The 16,774-nt window shown below is 37.4% G+C and carries 15 protein-coding genes; all 15 read right to left on the reverse strand.

The window, feature by feature from the left end:
* Positions 1-23 precede the first annotated feature (23 nt).
* Entirely contained in the window at positions 24-302 is a 279-nt protein-coding gene (locus MHH64_RS14985) for a DUF503 family protein (protein WP_095308706.1), read from the reverse strand.
* On the reverse strand, positions 299-2,431 hold the full coding sequence (infB, locus tag MHH64_RS14990; protein ID WP_340001984.1) for a translation initiation factor IF-2: 2,133 nt from the start codon (positions 2,429-2,431) through the stop codon (positions 299-301). The genes MHH64_RS14985 and infB overlap by 4 nt, the downstream gene beginning before the upstream one ends.
* 20 nt (positions 2,432-2,451) lie before the next feature.
* On the reverse strand, positions 2,452-2,751 hold the full coding sequence (locus MHH64_RS14995) for a ribosomal L7Ae/L30e/S12e/Gadd45 family protein (protein WP_095308702.1): 300 nt from the start codon (positions 2,749-2,751) through the stop codon (positions 2,452-2,454).
* Positions 2,741-3,022, reverse strand: coding sequence for a YlxR family protein (locus tag MHH64_RS15000; protein WP_095308700.1), 282 nt, complete (start codon positions 3,020-3,022; stop codon positions 2,741-2,743). The genes MHH64_RS14995 and MHH64_RS15000 overlap by 11 nt, the downstream gene beginning before the upstream one ends.
* 13 nt (positions 3,023-3,035) lie before the next feature.
* Positions 3,036-4,136 carry a transcription termination factor NusA gene (gene nusA, locus MHH64_RS15005; RefSeq protein ID WP_095308698.1) on the reverse strand — a complete coding sequence of 367 codons (1,101 nt, stop codon included), beginning with the start codon at positions 4,134-4,136 and terminating at the stop codon, positions 3,036-3,038.
* Positions 4,137-4,245: 109 nt separating this feature from the next.
* On the reverse strand, positions 4,246-4,716 hold the full coding sequence (rimP, locus tag MHH64_RS15010; RefSeq protein ID WP_095308696.1) for a ribosome maturation factor RimP: 471 nt from the start codon (positions 4,714-4,716) through the stop codon (positions 4,246-4,248).
* 255 nt (positions 4,717-4,971) lie between these two features.
* Positions 4,972-9,261, reverse strand: a complete 4,290-nt coding sequence (locus tag MHH64_RS15015) for a PolC-type DNA polymerase III (protein ID WP_095308693.1) — start codon at positions 9,259-9,261, stop codon at positions 4,972-4,974.
* 171 nt (positions 9,262-9,432) lie between these two features.
* The gene (rseP, locus tag MHH64_RS15020) at positions 9,433-10,707 is read right to left on the reverse strand and encodes an RIP metalloprotease RseP (protein ID WP_095308691.1); all 1,275 of its coding nucleotides are present in this window, start codon (positions 10,705-10,707) and stop codon (positions 9,433-9,435) included.
* 288 nt (positions 10,708-10,995) lie between these two features.
* Positions 10,996-11,787 carry a phosphatidate cytidylyltransferase gene (locus tag MHH64_RS15025; RefSeq protein WP_095308689.1) on the reverse strand — a complete coding sequence of 264 codons (792 nt, stop codon included), beginning with the start codon at positions 11,785-11,787 and terminating at the stop codon, positions 10,996-10,998.
* Between the two features lie 15 nt (positions 11,788-11,802).
* The gene (locus tag MHH64_RS15030) at positions 11,803-12,561 is read right to left on the reverse strand and encodes an isoprenyl transferase (protein WP_095308687.1); all 759 of its coding nucleotides are present in this window, start codon (positions 12,559-12,561) and stop codon (positions 11,803-11,805) included.
* A 245-nt stretch (positions 12,562-12,806) separates the two neighbouring features.
* The gene (frr, locus tag MHH64_RS15035) at positions 12,807-13,364 is read right to left on the reverse strand and encodes a ribosome recycling factor (RefSeq protein ID WP_095308685.1); all 558 of its coding nucleotides are present in this window, start codon (positions 13,362-13,364) and stop codon (positions 12,807-12,809) included.
* Between the two features lie 3 nt (positions 13,365-13,367).
* A complete protein-coding gene (pyrH, locus tag MHH64_RS15040; protein WP_095308683.1) occupies positions 13,368-14,090 on the reverse strand; it encodes a UMP kinase in 723 nt (240 codons plus the stop codon).
* A 306-nt stretch (positions 14,091-14,396) separates the two neighbouring features.
* The gene (tsf, locus tag MHH64_RS15045; protein ID WP_095308681.1) at positions 14,397-15,281 is read right to left on the reverse strand and encodes a translation elongation factor Ts; all 885 of its coding nucleotides are present in this window, start codon (positions 15,279-15,281) and stop codon (positions 14,397-14,399) included.
* Between the two features lie 97 nt (positions 15,282-15,378).
* Complete coding sequence (gene rpsB / locus MHH64_RS15050; protein ID WP_095308679.1) at positions 15,379-16,155, reverse strand: 30S ribosomal protein S2; 777 nt, start codon at positions 16,153-16,155, stop codon at positions 15,379-15,381.
* Positions 16,156-16,341: 186 nt separating this feature from the next.
* On the reverse strand, positions 16,342-16,767 hold the full coding sequence (locus MHH64_RS15055; RefSeq protein WP_095308678.1) for a hypothetical protein: 426 nt from the start codon (positions 16,765-16,767) through the stop codon (positions 16,342-16,344).
* Between the last annotated feature and the right edge of the window lie 7 nt (positions 16,768-16,774).

Here is a 16,774-nt window from a genome sequence, read left to right on the forward strand (position 1 = left end):
AGACTTTAAAGTGGGTTTCACTCTTAAAGTCTTTCCACATTGGTAATCGTACGTTCAAGTTCGGTAAATCCATCAATCGTCCCAAGAGCAGCGTGGATTACTTTTTCTGCATGAACATAATCTGTAGAAATTGTTACAATACCAATTTTTGTTCGCTGCCACAGGTCATGGTAATCCAATTCTGTAACAGCGACATTAAAATTGTTCTGTAGTTTTGCAAGCACTTTTTTGATAATCGTTCGTTTAGCCTTTAGAGAATGCCCATCATACATGATACACTCTACTTCAGCATAGACAATCATTTGCGCTCAATTTCCTCCATAACGAAAGCTTCAATAATATCGCCTTCTTTAATATCATTGAAATTCTTAATTGTAATTCCACACTCATAGTTTTGTGCAACTTCTTTTACATCGTCTTTAAAACGTTTTAACGCAAGTAGTTCTCCTTCATAGAGGACAACACCATTACGGATTATCCTTACACTTGCATCTCGTGTGATTTTACCGTCTGTAACATAGCTTCCTGCAATGGTACCAATTTTAGAAACCTTAAACGTTTCTCGGACTTCTGCCTGTCCGATAACTTTTTCTTCGAATTCAGGATCCAGTAGACCTTTCATCGCTGCTTCAATTTCTTCAATCGCACTATAAATAACACGGTGCAGACGGATATCTACTTTCTCTGATTCTGCTGCTTTTTTCGCATTAACATCTGGTCGAACATTAAACCCAATTACAATTGCATTGGATGCAGATGCAAGAATAATATCGGATTCCGTTATAGCCCCTACACCTGTGTGAATGATTTTAATTTTTACACCCTCGACTTCAATTTTACGTAATGAGGAGGCTAGTGCTTCAACAGATCCTTGTACATCTGCTTTTACAATAATATTCAAGTCTTTCATTTCACCTTGCTTAATTTGTTCGAATAAATCATCCAAGCTAACTTTTGACTGTTCGCCGCGGCTAGCAATCAAATGTTGCTGCTGGCGAGCTTCCCCAATTTGACGTGCTTTCTTTTCATCGTCAAACACAAGGAATTGATCTCCAGCCTGTGGCACATCATGCAGTCCCGTAATTTCAACCGGTGTAGATGGACCAACTTCATTCACACGCTTACCGATATCATTTACCATTGCACGTACACGTCCATACGTATTTCCAACAACAATTGCATCTCCTACTCGTAAAGTTCCGTTTTGAACAAGTAATGTCGATACAGATCCTCTACCTTTATCTAATTGCGCATCAATAACGGTACCAAAGGCATTTGCTTTTGGATTTGCTTTTAACTCTTCTACTTCGGCAACGAGCTGAATCATCTCTAGTAAATCATCGATACCTTGATTATTTTTTGCAGAAATATTAACAAATATTGTATCTCCGCCCCAAGCCTCAGGAACCAATTCATATTCCGTTAGCTCTTGCATCACGCGATCCGGGTTAGCCGCTTCTTTATCAATTTTATTTACCGCAATAATAATTGGAACCTCTGCAGCTTTTGCGTGATTAATTGCTTCTACAGTTTGAGGCATAACACCATCATCTGCTGCTACTACAAGAATAGCAATATCTGTAACCTGTGCTCCACGGGAACGCATGCTTGTAAACGCTGCGTGACCTGGTGTATCAAGGAATGTGATTTTCTTCCCATTCGTTTCAACTTGGTATGCACCGATGTGCTGTGTAATCCCACCAGCTTCTCCTGCTGTAACTTTTGTGTGGCGGATTGAATCAAGTGTTGTCGTTTTTCCATGGTCAACGTGACCCATTATCGTTACAACGGCTGGTCTTTCAATTAGATCCTCTTCTTTTTCTTCCACAACATATTTATCAAAATCAGTATCTTCTAAAATAATTTCTTTTTCTACTTCTACATTATATTCACCACAGATTAATTCGATTGCATCATCATCTAAGTCTTGGTTTTTTGTTGCCATGACGCCAAGAAACATTAACTTTTTAATAATTTCTGCAGCTTCTTTATTTAATTTAGATGCAAGTTCACTTACCGTCAGCGTATCGTTATAGACAATTTTTGATGGTGTTTCTTTGATGACAACTTTTTGTTCATTTTGAACCGGCTGATTACCTCTTCTTGGACCTTTTTGTTTCTTTTTATTCGTTTGCTGTTGCTTTTGTTGCTGGCCTTTAGGCTGGGAATGATTTTTCCCTTGTTTAGCCGATGGATTAGAGTGCTTTTTCGCTTGATTACTTCCTGGATTATTTTTCGAATTTTTCACATCTGGTTGAGCTTGCTTCGATTTACTAGCATTGAATTTTTCATCTAATTTTCGAACTGTATCATCTGAAATCGTTGACATGTGATTTGACACTTCTATATTTAAGTTCGTTAAATAGTTGATTATTTCCTTGCTTGACGTATTATTTTGTTTAGCATATTCATATACACGTATTTTACTCATACGTTCACCCCCGAATTTGATTACCCGAGTAACGATTTTATTTTCGCAGCAAATCCCGTATCTAAGATTGCAATCGCCACTCTGTGGGATTTTCCAATAGCATTTGACAATGTTTCTCGATCATCTGCTATTCTATAAGGTACTTCATAGTAATTACATTTGTCTGTTAGCTTTTTTTTCGTCTGTGGCCCAATATCCGAAGCTATGATAACAAGCTTTGCACGATTGGAGCGAATATCTTTCAGAATCGTTTCTTCTCCAAGAGAACATTTTCCAGCACGATAAGCAAGACCAATCATATTTAAATAGTTATTTTTCATTGGGTTTACCATCAATTAATTGTTTCAGTTCTTCGAAAATAGCCGGATTTACTTCTGTATTTAACGTTCGATTCAGTATATTTGATTTCTCTGCTTTTAAAACAACATCCAAATTACGCGAAAGGTATGCGCCACGACCATTTTTCTTTCCAGTGGGATCCACAAAGACCTCTCCTTCTTTGTTTCGGACAATCCGAATAAGATCCTTTTTCGGTTTCGTTTCATTAGTGACAACACATTTTCTTTCAGGTGCTTTTCTTTTCTTCACCATATTGGAGTCCCCCTTATTCAAACAAATCCTCATTATTGTCAGAATAGGATTCTTCTGTTTCCGTTTTTAATAGACCTTCTTCTCGTGCTTCTGTTTCACTTTTAATGTCGATTTTCCAGCCTGTCAACTTAGCAGCGAGTCTCGCATTTTGACCACGTTTCCCAATTGCCAGGGATAGTTGGTAATCAGGTACAATAACAGTTGTAGATTTTTCTTCTTCATTAACTAATACTTTAATAACCTTAGAAGGACTAAGCGCGTTCGAAACATAGACAACTGGATCTTCTGACCACTCCACAATATCGATTTTTTCTCCTTTTAATTCATCAACAATTGCTTGCACACGCTGGCCGCGCTGGCCGACACAGGAACCAACCGGATCTACTTCCGGGTCACCGGCATATACGGAGATTTTAGAGCGGTCACCGGCTTCTCTGGCTACCGATTTAACTTCGACTGTTCCATCAAATATCTCTGGTACTTCCATTTCAAACAAACGTGTTAGAAGACCAGGATGTGATCTTGAAATATAAATTTGTGGTCCCTTGCTTGTATTCTCTACTTTCGTAACGAATACTTTTAAACGATCGTGTACATGATATTCTTCTGTTGGCATTTGTTCAGCCTCTGCTAGCTTTGCTTCAATTTTGCCAAGATTAACATAGACAAATCGTGCGTCTTTCCGTTGAATAATACCCGTCATAACATCCTCTTCACGGTCAATATATTCAGAGAAGATGACGCCTCTCTCTGCTTCCCTAACTCGTTGTGTAACAACTTGCTTTGCAGCTTGGGCAGCAATACGTCCGAAATCCTTCGGTGTTACTTCTACTTCAATAATATCTTCAACCTCGTAATTTGGGTCAATTTTTCTTGCTTCGTCAACTGAAATTTCCAGCTGAGTATCTTCCACTTCTTCTACGACTGTCTTTCTAGCGTAAACACTCATTTTACCTGATACTTCATTAAGTTCAACTCGAACATTTGTAGCAGATTTAAAGTTTTTCTTATATGCAGAAATCAAAGCGGCTTCCAATGCTTCCATTAAAATTTCCTTTTCAATTCCTTTTTCCTTTGCTAAATTATCAATCGCATCAAACAACTGATTGCTCACCTGTTTTTTCCCCCTTTTAAATTAGTTGAAAACTTGGCCGATTACCAAGCCTGATAACGAAAGCCTTCGTTGTACGTAAATGATTTCCTGACAAGCTATTTAACATTTACTAGAACGTTACCGCTAATCTAGCTTTTGCTATTTTGTCAAATGATATTTCTACCTGCTTTGTACGCGTTTTTACTTTGTATTCAATCGTAGCTATATTGTCATGGAAGGTTTTTAGAATACCTTCAAATTGTTTTTCCCCATCAATAGGCTCGTATAACTTGACGAATACATTCTTTCCGATATTTTTTTCAAAGTCTTCTGTCGTTTTAAGCGGACGTTCCACTCCAGGCGAGGAAACTTCCAGGAAATATGCTTCTTTAATCGGGTCTGTTTCATCCAATTTTTCACTTAACTGTTCAGAGACTTCTCCGCATTCAGCAATATCAACACCGCCAGCTTTATCGATATATACACGAAGGAACCAATTTTTACCCTCTTTTACATATTCGATATCTACTAGTTCAAGGTCCTTTTCCTCAACAATAGGGAGTACCAATTCTTCTGTCGTTTTAATTACTTGGGAGCTCAATTTCCATCCTCCTTTATTAACTGTAACTATATTACTTATTATGAACTATCTTCCCCAAATTCATCTGTGTACATCCAAATCAATATAAAACCCCTGCCTAAAATTGGGGCGAGGGGGAATTGTCCAGGTGGATAATCAGATATGAAGAAAGAGTGGGTGTGCACCCACTCTTTAGACCGTTCGTATCCTTACTTTCCAAAAAATAGTATAGCATAAAGTCTTAGCTTGTGCAAGAATAACTACATTGCTTTACGACTAAAATAAAGAAAGCTGATTTTTTTCTTCCATTCCTTCAAGACATCCATGATTATCAAGGTATTCTAATACTGTTTTAGAGATTTTACTTCTTTCTCTTAAATCCTCTTTTGACAAAAACTCCCCTTCTTCACGTGCTTTCACTATATTTAAGGCAGCGTTTGTTCCTAGCCCATCCACTGCATTAAATGGTGGAAGTAAAGAGTTCCCATCTACAATAAAGTCAGTTGCACTCGATTTATAAAGGTCTACTTTTTGGAATGAGAAACCACGCTCACACATCTCAAGAGAGATTTCTAATACAGTAAGTAAACTTTTTTCTTTTGGTGCAGCATCATTCCCCTTAGCAACAATCTCATCGACCCGATTCCGAATTGCTTCAGACCCTTTAATCATTGTATCCAATTCAAAATCATCTGCACGAACTGTAAAATAAGCAGCATAAAACAGAATGGGATGGTGTACTTTGAAATACGCGATACGAACTGCCATTAGTACATATGCAGCTGCGTGAGCTTTCGGAAACATATATTTAATCTTTTTACATGACTCGATATACCAGTCCGGAACACTATGCTTCTTCATTTCGGTAATCCATTCGTCTTTGAGTCCCTTTCCTTTACGAACAAACTCCATAATATTAAATGCAAGTGATGGTTCCAAGCCTTTATGCATTAAATAAACCATAATATCATCTCGGCAACCAATAACATCTGGTAATTCACAAATACCATCATTAATCAGATCTTGAGCATTGCCCAACCATACATCCGTACCATGTGATAGACCTGAGATAATAAGCAACTCGGCAAAAGTACTTGGCTTCGTGTCCTCAAGCATTTGCCTAACAAATTTTGTCCCAAACTCAGGTACCCCGAGGGTTCCAGTCTTACAATTAATTTGTTGTGGTGTGACTCCAAGTGACTCTGTTCCCGAGAAAATTTTCATTACTTCAGCATCATCTGTCGGAATCGTCATTGGATCAATGCCGCTCAAATCTTGCAGCATACGGATAACTGTTGGATCATCATGTCCGAGAATATCTAGTTTTAACAAATTATCATGAATAGAATGGAAATCAAAATGCGTTGTTCGCCATTCACTGTTACGATCATCTGCTGGAAATTGAATTGGTGTAAAATCGTAAATTTCTTTGTCATCTGGCACTACAATAATTCCGCCGGGATGCTGTCCAGTAGTCCGTTTTACACCAGTACATCCTTGTACAAGACGGTCCACCTCTGCATTTTTATAAACTAACTGTTTATCAGAAGCATAACCTTTTACATATCCATAGGCCGTTTTTTCAGCAATTGTACCAATCGTACCAGCACGATATACGTTATCGACTCCGAATAGTTCCTTCGTATAGTTATGTGCCCTTGGCTGGTATGCACCGGAGAAGTTTAAATCGATATCTGGAACTTTATCACCTTTAAATCCTAAGAATGTTTCAAACGGTATATCCTGACCATCTTTTTTCAATGCTGTATCACATTTCGGACAGTTCTTATCTGGTAAATCGAATCCACTTGCAACAGAACCATCTGTAATAAATTCGTTGTAATGACATTCTCCGCAAATATAATGGGCAGGAAGTGGATTTACCTCCGTAATTTCTGTCATTGTTGCAACAAAGGACGATCCAACAGATCCCCTCGAACCAACAAGATAGCCATCATCTAAAGACTTCTTAACTAGCTTATGGGAGATTAGGTAAATAACCGCGAACCCATTCCCTATGATACTTTCCAATTCTTTCTCAAGTCGATCGACTACAATCTGTGGTGCAGGCTCCCCATATATTTTCTTCGCTCGTGTATAGCAGAGGTCCCGCATTTCTTGTTCTGCACCCTCAATGGTTGGTGTAAATAAACCATCTTTCACAGGTGATAAGTCCTCTAACTCATCCGCCAATGCATTTGGATTGGTCACAACAATTTCACGTGCTACTTCTTCGCCAAGAAACTTAAAGCAGTCTAACATATCATTTGTTGTTCGAAAAGGGGTGTCTGGTAACGTTTGTCTGTTCAATGGATTACCAGCCTGTGAGGCAATTAAGATTTGCCGGTATAATTTATCATGATCGTCCCTATAATGCACATTGCCTGTTGCAACAACTTTTTTGTTCATCCTGTTTCCTAAATCAACAAGCTTTTTAATTATATCAATAATCTGCGACTCGTTTTGCACAAGATCTTTTTCCACGAGATGAGCATAATTGGCTGGCGGCTGAACTTCAATGTAATCATAAAACTCAGCAACCTCTTCTGCTTCCTCCGTAGATTTTTGCATCATTGTTTCAAAAACTTCACCTTTATCACATGCTGTTCCGACGATAAGCCCTTCGCGAAACTTTTGTAAAAGTGATCTTGGTATCCGTGGTACTCGATAAAAATAATTAATATGTGCATAGGAAACAAGTTTATATAAGTTTTTCAGGCCCTCTTGTGTCTTAGCTAGAAGCGTAGCGTGAAATGGACGAGAACGCTGATAAGCATTACCCTCTCCCATATGGTTATTTAATTGATTGTGATTTCGAATATCTTTTTCTAACAATTTTTGAACAAGCTTCCAGAGCAGGTAACCAGTGGCTTCTGCATCGTAGATAGCGCGGTGATGTTGTGTTAATTCAATATCTAAATGCTTACACAATGTATTTAATCGGTGATTCTTTAATTCGGGCAGAAGGAATCTAGCAAGCTCCAGTGTATCCATAACCGGATTTACCGCTTTTTCATAATTAATTCGTTTCAGTCCCTGGTTTAAGAACCCCATATCAAAGCTTGCATTATGGGCAACGAGTATATCTTCTCCCATCCAAGCATGGAAATCCTTTAAAACCTCTTCGACTTCTGGTGCATCTTTGACCATATCATCCGTTATCCCAGTTAATTCGATGGTCGTTTGTGATAACGGATGGTGTGGGTTTGCAAATGCCTCAAATCGGTCAACAATTTCACCTTTATGGATTTTCACTGCTGCAAGTTCAATTATGGTATCGTAAACAGCTGATAGCCCTGTTGTTTCAACATCAAAGACTACAAATGTATCATTTTCCAAGTCTCTGTCCGAATCGTTATATGCTATCGGCACACCATCATCAACAAGGTTCACTTCAACACCATAAAGGACTTTAATATTATTTTTCTTCCCTGCTGCATGTGCTTCAGGGAATCCCTGCACACCAGCATGATCTGTAATTGCAACCGCACGATGTCCCCATTTTGCAGCCTGTGTAACTAATGTTTCTGGAGAAATAACAGCATCCATTTGACTCATCGTCGTATGCGCATGCAGTTCAACTCGTTTTGCATCAGCAGGTGCATTATCCATCCGTTCATCGACCTTAATCTCATGGATATCATTAGCCATCATTGCAAGTTCATTGGTATACATATCTGTTTGAATACTACCTCTTGCTTTAACCCACATCCCTTTCTTAACAGATGCAAATTTAGCTGCGTCCTCATCGTTTTTAGAGAACATTTTTATTTGTAATGAATCTGTATAGTCCGTTGCCTTTATAATTAAAAGACTTCTTCCAGAACGTAATTCGCGTACTTCTGCTGAGAAAATATAACCTTGTACCGTTATACGACGCTCCTCTTCCAGAATCTGTTCCATCGTAATCGCATCGTCTTTAATATTATATCCAATCATGAACGGTCCATTATCTTCACTGTCTTTTTGCTTGTCCCGTTTCACTTTCTCTTGTACGGTCTTTTGAACAAGCTGCTGATCCTCAAGTGCTTTTTGTTCTCTAAATTTCTGCATATCCATCGCATCTGCTTTTACATGGATATCAAGACTATAGGAAAGTGCACCAACGCGCGAACAAAATGTTTTAAACTCTGGTTCTAATCTTCGTTTGAGCGCACTTGCTTCCGCATCATTTCTCGCAGTTAACATAATCTTATTATTGTTAACTTCTGGATTCTGAGTTTGTACAAGCTCCTTATAAGCAGGTGATATTTGCGTCATTGAAGTAACAAAGTGTTTCCAATAACCACTAATCGTATTACTATCGCAAGCTTGTTCATTTGCCAGCACTGTTAGCTCTACATTTGCTATCTGTTGGAACGACTCCTTCAATTTAACCGAGAAAACTTGATATACATCAATTGGTAAGATACGCGCAACACAAATATAAAAATGCCAAGTCTTTGTATTTTTATAAACTTCTAATTTATCTAGGTAGCTATCTTGAAAATAGTCTACTATGTAATCATCGGATAATTGCAGCTGCTTCAATAATAAACTCATTTTTTCTTTTTTCGATATATCCATTTATTATGCCTCCTCCAGCTAAACAATTACATAGGTTGTTTATCTTATCTTGAACAACCCTTACAGGAACAATGTAAACCCTTGTCAGAAATAAGACAAGGGTTTTCACTTCGTAACGTACCTATTTATTTTCTCATGCATCAACTGGCTACAATAACCGAAAGTTTTCTTTTATAAAAATAACCGTTGAATGTCGTTCCATGTTACAACAATCATTAAAAGCATTAATAATGCAAATCCGACGAAATGGAAGATACCTTCCTTTTCTGGCGCAATTGGTTTTCCGCGTAAAGCTTCCAAACCAACAAACAAGAGTCTTCCACCATCAAGGGCAGGCAGAGGAACTAGGTTCACTATTCCGAGATTAACACTTAACATTGCTGTCCACAACAAGAGGTTCATAAAGCCAGTCTGTACAACTTGATCTGTTGCATCATAGATTCCAACGGGACCTGACAGTAAATCAAGCGAAACCTGACCAGTTACAAGCATCAATAAATTCGTTAAGATTAATCTTGTTATTTCATAGGTTTGTTCAAAGCCATATGTCAATGTTCCAAGAACTGTTTTCTCAAATGCTTGACGGACTCCTATTTGACCAATAGAAATTGGTTCTCCTTGTTGATCCACTGTTTCAGCTGTATTGGGAACAACAGTTAATTGCTCTTCAGCACCATCTCGCAGGACAACCATGCTTAATTCTTGTCCTGGATTTTCTCTTACGACTGAAGTAAACTCTTCCCATGTAGAAACTGCAGTTTCCCCAATTCGAATCACTTCATCATCTGCTTGAAATCCTGCTTCTGCAGCTGGTGAATCAGCTTGTATCTCACCCATTATTGCTTCATCAACCGGAGTCCCTTGTGCAACTCCTAAGATAATAAAAATAACAATCGCTAAGATAAAGTTCATCATAGGTCCTGCAAACAATTGCATTGCTCGCTGACCAATAGATTTCGATGCAAATTGACGATCATATGGTGCAATTTGTGTCTCACGCTCGTCCATAATAAAAAATGCTTTTTGGTCAACTTCAAAGTGTAGCTTCTCATCTTCATCACCGATCTCATATCCTTGAATAATCAATCGATGATCAAGATCAACATGCTCTACTTCAATCACTCTGGCATTTGGATGTTTGGATTTGTTGTTGACGATTATTTTATTTACCTTACCTTCATCATTAAATTCAAGCCCGATGTGGTGTCCCGGCTTTAACTCTATGATTTCAGGATCTTCACCTGCTACTCGTACATAGCCACCCGCCGGAATGAGACGAATTGTGTATAACGTTTCATTCCTTACAAAGGAGAAAATTTTCGGCCCAAATCCAATTGCAAATTCCCGAACAAGCATACCTGCTCGTTTTGCAAAGATCATATGGCCCCATTCGTGGATAAAAACGAGTAATCCAAACATAAAAATAAATGCAATTACAGTGGTCAATAGAAGCACCTTCCTTTATTGGAGCAAATCTGTTTTTAGTAAATGAAATTCAAAAAATGTGAAGAAAATGAACATCGAGATCTGGCTTAGACATCCAATATCAGCATACAATAGTACGTTGAGATGTTAGACAACCTCGATTCTTTTCACCCTCTTTTCTTTGAACACATTTGAAATGAAACTAGTACTCCGATAAAATTATATTCTTACTTTTAGTTAAGTTTAACCTCTTTTTCATAAGTTGTACAAGTTTTTGTGTGAAACAAGCTTGTCACCTTATCAATTATTCTAAACAAAGTGAATAAAATGGAGCAATGGAATAACAAATAGCATGCTGTCAAATCGATCTAAAATACCACCGTGTCCAGGTAATATTTTACCGGAATCTTTAACTCCATAATTGCGTTTCAATGCAGATTCAACTAGATCACCAACTTGTCCAAATATGGAAGCAAGAATCGTGACACCAACTACTGTTAGCATTGAATGGCGGAATGGTTCCACGAGGTGAAAAATGATAGCGACAGTACAAGCGAGCACAATCCCACCTAATGCACCTTCAATTGTTTTATTCGGGCTAATCGTTGGCCATAATTTACGCTTTCCAAAAGCTCTGCCAAATAAATACGCACCTGTGTCAGTAGACCAAATTATGAAAAATGCGTAAAGAATATTACTTAATGCTTGATTTCCATCTCTCGTCTCCAGTAAATAATAGAAACCAAGACCTACATAAAAGCAGGCTAAAAGAATAAAACCTACTTGATCAAATGTAAATTGATTTTTAACTAGTACCGTATATGCTAGTAACAATAAAATGATTAATGCAATCATTTCAAATTTAGAAAACCAACTTATTGTAAGTAGGATAGATGAGCTAGGTATTAAGATTAGCCATAATAATAATACAGCTAATAGATAAGGTACAAAATAGCTCCCTATGTTGCGCATCCTAATCAATTCCACTAACCCTACAGATGCCAATACATATACAAATATTGTAAACGGAAGTCCGCCAAAAATGACGAAGGGTAAAAATATGGCTAGTGCAATTAACGCGGTTATTGTTCGTTGCTTCATAAACCTTTCATCACCTTAAATACCTCCATATCGTCTTTTTCGCTGCTGATATTCATACAATGCGTTTAAGAAGGTTGTTTCATTAAAATCTGGCCAAAGATCATCTGTAAACCAGAATTCTGTATATGCCAGCTGCCAAAGAAGGAAATTACTCAGTCTTTGTTCGCCGCCAGTACGAATAAGCAAGTCAGGATCAGAAATACCATTTGTATATAAATACGTTGAAAATAGGTTTTCATCCAGTGAATCAATCGATATTTTCGAGCAATCTAAATCACTCATTATACGTTTAACGGCATGCATAATTTCAAGCCTACTTCCATAATTCAAAGCAAAGTTTAAAAGCAGGCCGTCATTATTTTTTGTTTTTTCCTTTGCATATTGAACTGCATCCTTTGTATGCTTAGGAAGTGCATCAAAATCGCCAATTGTTTCAATACGAACATTATTTTCAATAAGCCCCGGTAAATAAATATGCAGAAACTCTTTCGGGAGTCTCAAAATAAAATCAATTTCCGATTTCGGCCTTTTCCAATTTTCTGTGGAAAACGTATATAATGTAAGGATTTTAATATTAGCTTTCACTGCAGCTTTCACAATTTTATTAACAGTACTAACGCCTTCTTTGTGCCCTGCTATACGTGGAAGCCCGCGTTTTTGTGCCCAGCGTCCATTTCCATCCATAATAATTGCAACATGATCCGGAGCGCTTTCTAGGTTTGCCATTTCTGTTTCTTTTGATTGTTTATTAAAAAAAGGAATTTTCATCGACATAGTCTGTCCCCCGAATGTTGTTCATCTATACAATCCTTTTAACATAATTATTACGAACGAAAAGGAATGATTACATAGTGCCAACAAGATGAATCTACATTATAACTTGATCATACTTTTTTATTATACCGATAATTTGGATAGAATACAAAAGCTCTCTTAAATAAGAGAGCTTTTACAACTTACTCTGAAATTTAATAATACATCCATGAAAAGAATGGATATAAACGTTTAACAGACAACCGTTAAACTTCCATAATTTCTTTTTCTTTGTTTTTTGCAAGCTGATCAATTTGTTTAATATGATCATCGGTTGATTTTTGAACATCATCCTGCAGACCGCGTAGATCGTCTTCTGTGATTTCACCATTTTTCTCAGTTTTTTTCAAGCTATCATTCGTATCACGTCTTATGTTACGAATCTGAACTCGTGATTCTTCCGCATATTTCCCAACAACTTTAACTAAGTCTTTTCTTCGCTCTTCTGTTAGTGGTGGAATGCTAATACGAATCATATTTCCATCATTTGATGGTGATAAACCAAGGTCGGCAATTTGAATTGCTCTTTCGATATCAGCAAGTGCTGTTTTGTCATAAGGAGTGATTGTTAAGAGTCTTGCTTCCGGAGCTCCGACATTCGCTAACTGGTTTAATGGAGTTGATGCACCATAATAGTCTACATAAACACTGTCTAACAGACTAGGGTTTGCTCTGCCAGCTCGAACAGATGCTAGATTTTTGGAAAACGCTTGGACAGCTTGTTCCATCTTTTCTTTCATTTGTTTTAGAATTGTTTGTGACATATTCTATTTCCCCCTTATTGTCGTGCCGATGGTTTCACCCTCGACAACTCGTTTAATATTTCCTTCTTCCGTTATAGAGAATACAATTAATGGGATATCATTATCCATACATAATGAGGATGCTGTGGAGTCCATTACCCCAAGACCTTCATTAAGCATTTCCAAATATGTTAGGCTTTCATACTTTTTGGCATCCTTATTTGTTTTAGGATCATCCGTGTACACACCGTCAACATTATTTTTAGCCATTAGAATTACTTCTGCTTCAATTTCAGCAGCTCTTAATGCTGCAGTTGTATCAGTTGAAAAATAAGGATTGCCTGTTCCTGCTGCGAAAATGACAACACGCTTTTTCTCTAAATGGCGAATTGCTTTTCTCCTTATGTATGGTTCCGCAACTTGGCGCATTTCAATGGAAGTTTGCACTCTTGTTTGAATTCCAATCGTTTCAAGGCCATCTTGCAATGCGAGTGAATTCATTATTGTTGCTAACATTCCCATATAGTCAGCTGAAGCACGATCCATTCCCATTTCGCTTCCTACTTTACCACGCCAAATGTTCCCTCCACCGACAACAATAGCAACCTCAACACCTAGTTCTGCTACTTCTTTAACTTGTTCTGCGATGGACGCGATTGTTTTTGGATCAATTCCATAACCCTGCTCACCACTTAAGGCTTCACCACTTAATTTTAACACAATTCTACGGTACCGTGCTGTTGTCATAATAACCTCCATAGAAAATTAATAATTATTTTGCTAATTATGTCTAAAAATGTTTGTAAAACGGTTATAAAATAGGGAACACATACATGTTCCCAATTTTAACCTTGTATACATAATCATTTAAGAGGATGTCAAAAAGTCCGGTAAAAAAGACACGTCGAGAGCAGTAGATCTTTGACTAAGTACCGACACATCCTGTATCGAACGTCGAAGTCAACACATCCTGTGTAACCCGGTACTCAAAACTACGCCGCCTTGAACTTCTCGGTCCTTTTTAGCCTCCTTTTTGAACACGCACCCTAAGTCTTATTTTTTAATTTGGCTCATTACTTCATCTGCAAAGTTTTCTTCGCGTTTTTCCATTCCTTCTCCTACTTCATAGCGAACGAATGATTTAACAGTTGCACCTTTATCAGCAACATATTTTTTCACTTTTTGGTCTGGATCTTTAACAAAGCTTTGTTCTAAAAGGACGATCTCTTCAAAGAATTTCCCTAAACGACCTTCAACCATCTTTTCAACGATATTTTCAGGTTTTCCTTCATTTAGTGCTTGTGTTTTTAATACTTCACGCTCACGATTTACTTCTTCTTCAGAAACTGCATCACGTGAAACATAACGAGGGTTTACAGCTGCAACATGCATGGAAACATCTTTTCCAACTTGCTCATCTGTTGTTCCTTCAATTAAAGATAGAACACCAATACGGCCACCCATATGAAGGTACGCACCAAATGCATCACTATCTGTTTTTTCTACAACTGCAAAACGACGTAAAGAGATTTTTTCACCAATTGTTGAAACGGCTCTGTTAATAATCGTTTCTAATGACTCACCTTCACCGTTTAGCTCTTGTCCAAGTGCTTCTTCAACAGTTGCAGGTTTTTGCTTCACAATATGTTGTGCTAATTGAGTAAGTAGCGTTTTAAATTGATCATTTTTTGTAACAAAATCTGTTTCACAGTTCACTTCAAGAATTGCAGCTGTATTGTTATCAATTTCAATATGTGTAAGTCCCTCAGCAGCAATACGATCTGCTTTTTTAGCAGCTTTTGCAATACCTTTTTCACGTAGGTAGTCAATTGCTTTATCCATGTTACCGTCAGTTTCTTGTAGTGCCTTTTTACAATCCATCATTCCAGCACCAGTTTTTTCACGTAATTCTTTAACCATTTGAGCAGTAATAGCCATTGCATTGTCCTCCTTTGAATATTAACCCTTTTGATTTCAGTCTTTAAAAAAGGTGATAAAAGGTTTCCATCCTCTTATCACCCCACCTTTTCTAAGATTACTCTTGAGTTGAATCTGCAGCAGCTTGAGCAGCTTCTTCTACAACTTCTTCTGTAGCATCTTCTGCTTTTTCTTCTACAACTTCAGTTTCTTCACCCTGTTTTACTTCTAAAATAGCATCTGCCATTTTTGAAGTCAAAAGTTTAACCGCACGAATTGCGTCATCGTTTGCAGGGATAACATAATCAATTTCATCTGGATCACAGTTAGTATCTACAATTCCGATGATAGGAATGTTCAATTTATGCGCTTCAGCGATAGCAATACGCTCTTTACGTGGATCGATAACGAACAATGCATCTGGAAGCTTTGTCATTTCTTTAATTCCACCTAAGAATTTCACTAAGCGATCTTTTTCTTTTAGTAAATTAACAACTTCTTTTTTCGGTAGAACTTCGAAAGTTCCGTCTTCTTCCATACGCTCAATTGATTTCAAACGATTGATACGTTTACGGATTGTTTGGAAGTTAGTAAGTGTACCACCTAACCAACGTTGGTTAACATAGTACATACCAGAACGAATTGCTTCGTCTCTTACAGAATCTTGTGCTTGTTTTTTTGTTCCTACAAAAAGAATAGTTCCGCCATTTGCAGCGATATCCTTTACATAGTTGTATGCTTCATCAACCTTTTTAACTGTTTTCTGTAAGTCGATGATATAGATACCGTTACGCTCCGTGAAAATGTATTTTTTCATTTTCGGATTCCAACGGCGTGTTTGGTGTCCAAAGTGTACACCTGCTTCTAACAATTGCTTCATAGAAATTGCTGACATTTTAATTCCTCCTAATGGTTTTTTTCCTCCGTTCAGGTCATTTTTGTATGTAGACTATTTATAAAATAGCACCAAACATACAAATTACTGAACGTGTGTTTTATAAAACTTGTTCATTCTATGAAAATAAACATAGTATTTACACCAAAAGTTACTATACCATAATGATTTGTTGATATCAAGCTTTTACTGCATCTTTTCATGTAATTTTATAATTATTTCTGCCTCTGTCTTACCACAATTTAATTCTTTAGCTATTTCATCAACTGGAACACCCCGATTATGCAGTTGCAAAACCCTGGATTCCAGAGATGCAACCACGGTATCTCCAACATCGTCTGGGATAGGAATATCGTGAGATTTTTCGTATTCCTCAGTTTCTGGTTCTTCCTGCTTTGTATGCGTTTGATCAGTCTTTATATTGCGATCCTCTAATAGTTGCTGTAATCGGTTATTTTCTGCTTTAACCTCTTGTAAGTACGTATCAAATAACGCTATTATCTCATTCAGATCTTGTGTCTTTACGTTTTGTAACTGTTTGAAAAACATATAGATTGCAATAAACGTAATAAAATGCAATAAAAAACTGATAATGATTAAGAATGAAACCATATTCTTT

The sequence above is a fragment of the Oceanobacillus sp. FSL K6-0127 genome (genome assembly GCF_037983385.1).
GTDB lineage: Bacteria > Bacillota > Bacilli > Bacillales > Amphibacillaceae > Oceanobacillus > Oceanobacillus profundus.

Bases quoted from the DNA above. Each gene is read 5' to 3' on its own strand.
- MHH64_RS14985 (WP_095308706.1), bottom strand. From the start codon at position 302: ATGATTGTCTATGCTGAAGTAGAGTGTATCATGTATGATGGGCATTCT.
- infB (WP_340001984.1), bottom strand. From the start codon at position 2,431: ATGAGTAAAATACGTGTATATGAATATGCTAAACAAAATAATACGTCA.
- MHH64_RS14995 (WP_095308702.1), bottom strand. From the start codon at position 2,751: ATGAAAAATAACTATTTAAATATGATTGGTCTTGCTTATCGTGCTGGA.
- MHH64_RS15000 (WP_095308700.1), bottom strand. From the start codon at position 3,022: ATGGTGAAGAAAAGAAAAGCACCTGAAAGAAAATGTGTTGTCACTAAT.
- MHH64_RS15015 (WP_095308693.1), bottom strand. From the start codon at position 9,261: ATGGATATATCGAAAAAAGAAAAAATGAGTTTATTATTGAAGCAGCTG.
- MHH64_RS15025 (WP_095308689.1), bottom strand. From the start codon at position 11,787: ATGAAGCAACGAACAATAACCGCGTTAATTGCACTAGCCATATTTTTA.
- MHH64_RS15030 (WP_095308687.1), bottom strand. From the start codon at position 12,561: ATGTCGATGAAAATTCCTTTTTTTAATAAACAATCAAAAGAAACAGAA.
- frr (WP_095308685.1), bottom strand. From the start codon at position 13,364: ATGTCACAAACAATTCTAAAACAAATGAAAGAAAAGATGGAACAAGCT.
- pyrH (WP_095308683.1), bottom strand. From the start codon at position 14,090: ATGACAACAGCACGGTACCGTAGAATTGTGTTAAAATTAAGTGGTGAA.
- tsf (WP_095308681.1), bottom strand. From the start codon at position 15,281: ATGGCTATTACTGCTCAAATGGTTAAAGAATTACGTGAAAAAACTGGT.
- rpsB (WP_095308679.1), bottom strand. From the start codon at position 16,155: ATGTCAGCAATTTCTATGAAGCAATTGTTAGAAGCAGGTGTACACTTT.
- MHH64_RS15055 (WP_095308678.1), bottom strand. From the start codon at position 16,767: ATGGTTTCATTCTTAATCATTATCAGTTTTTTATTGCATTTTATTACG.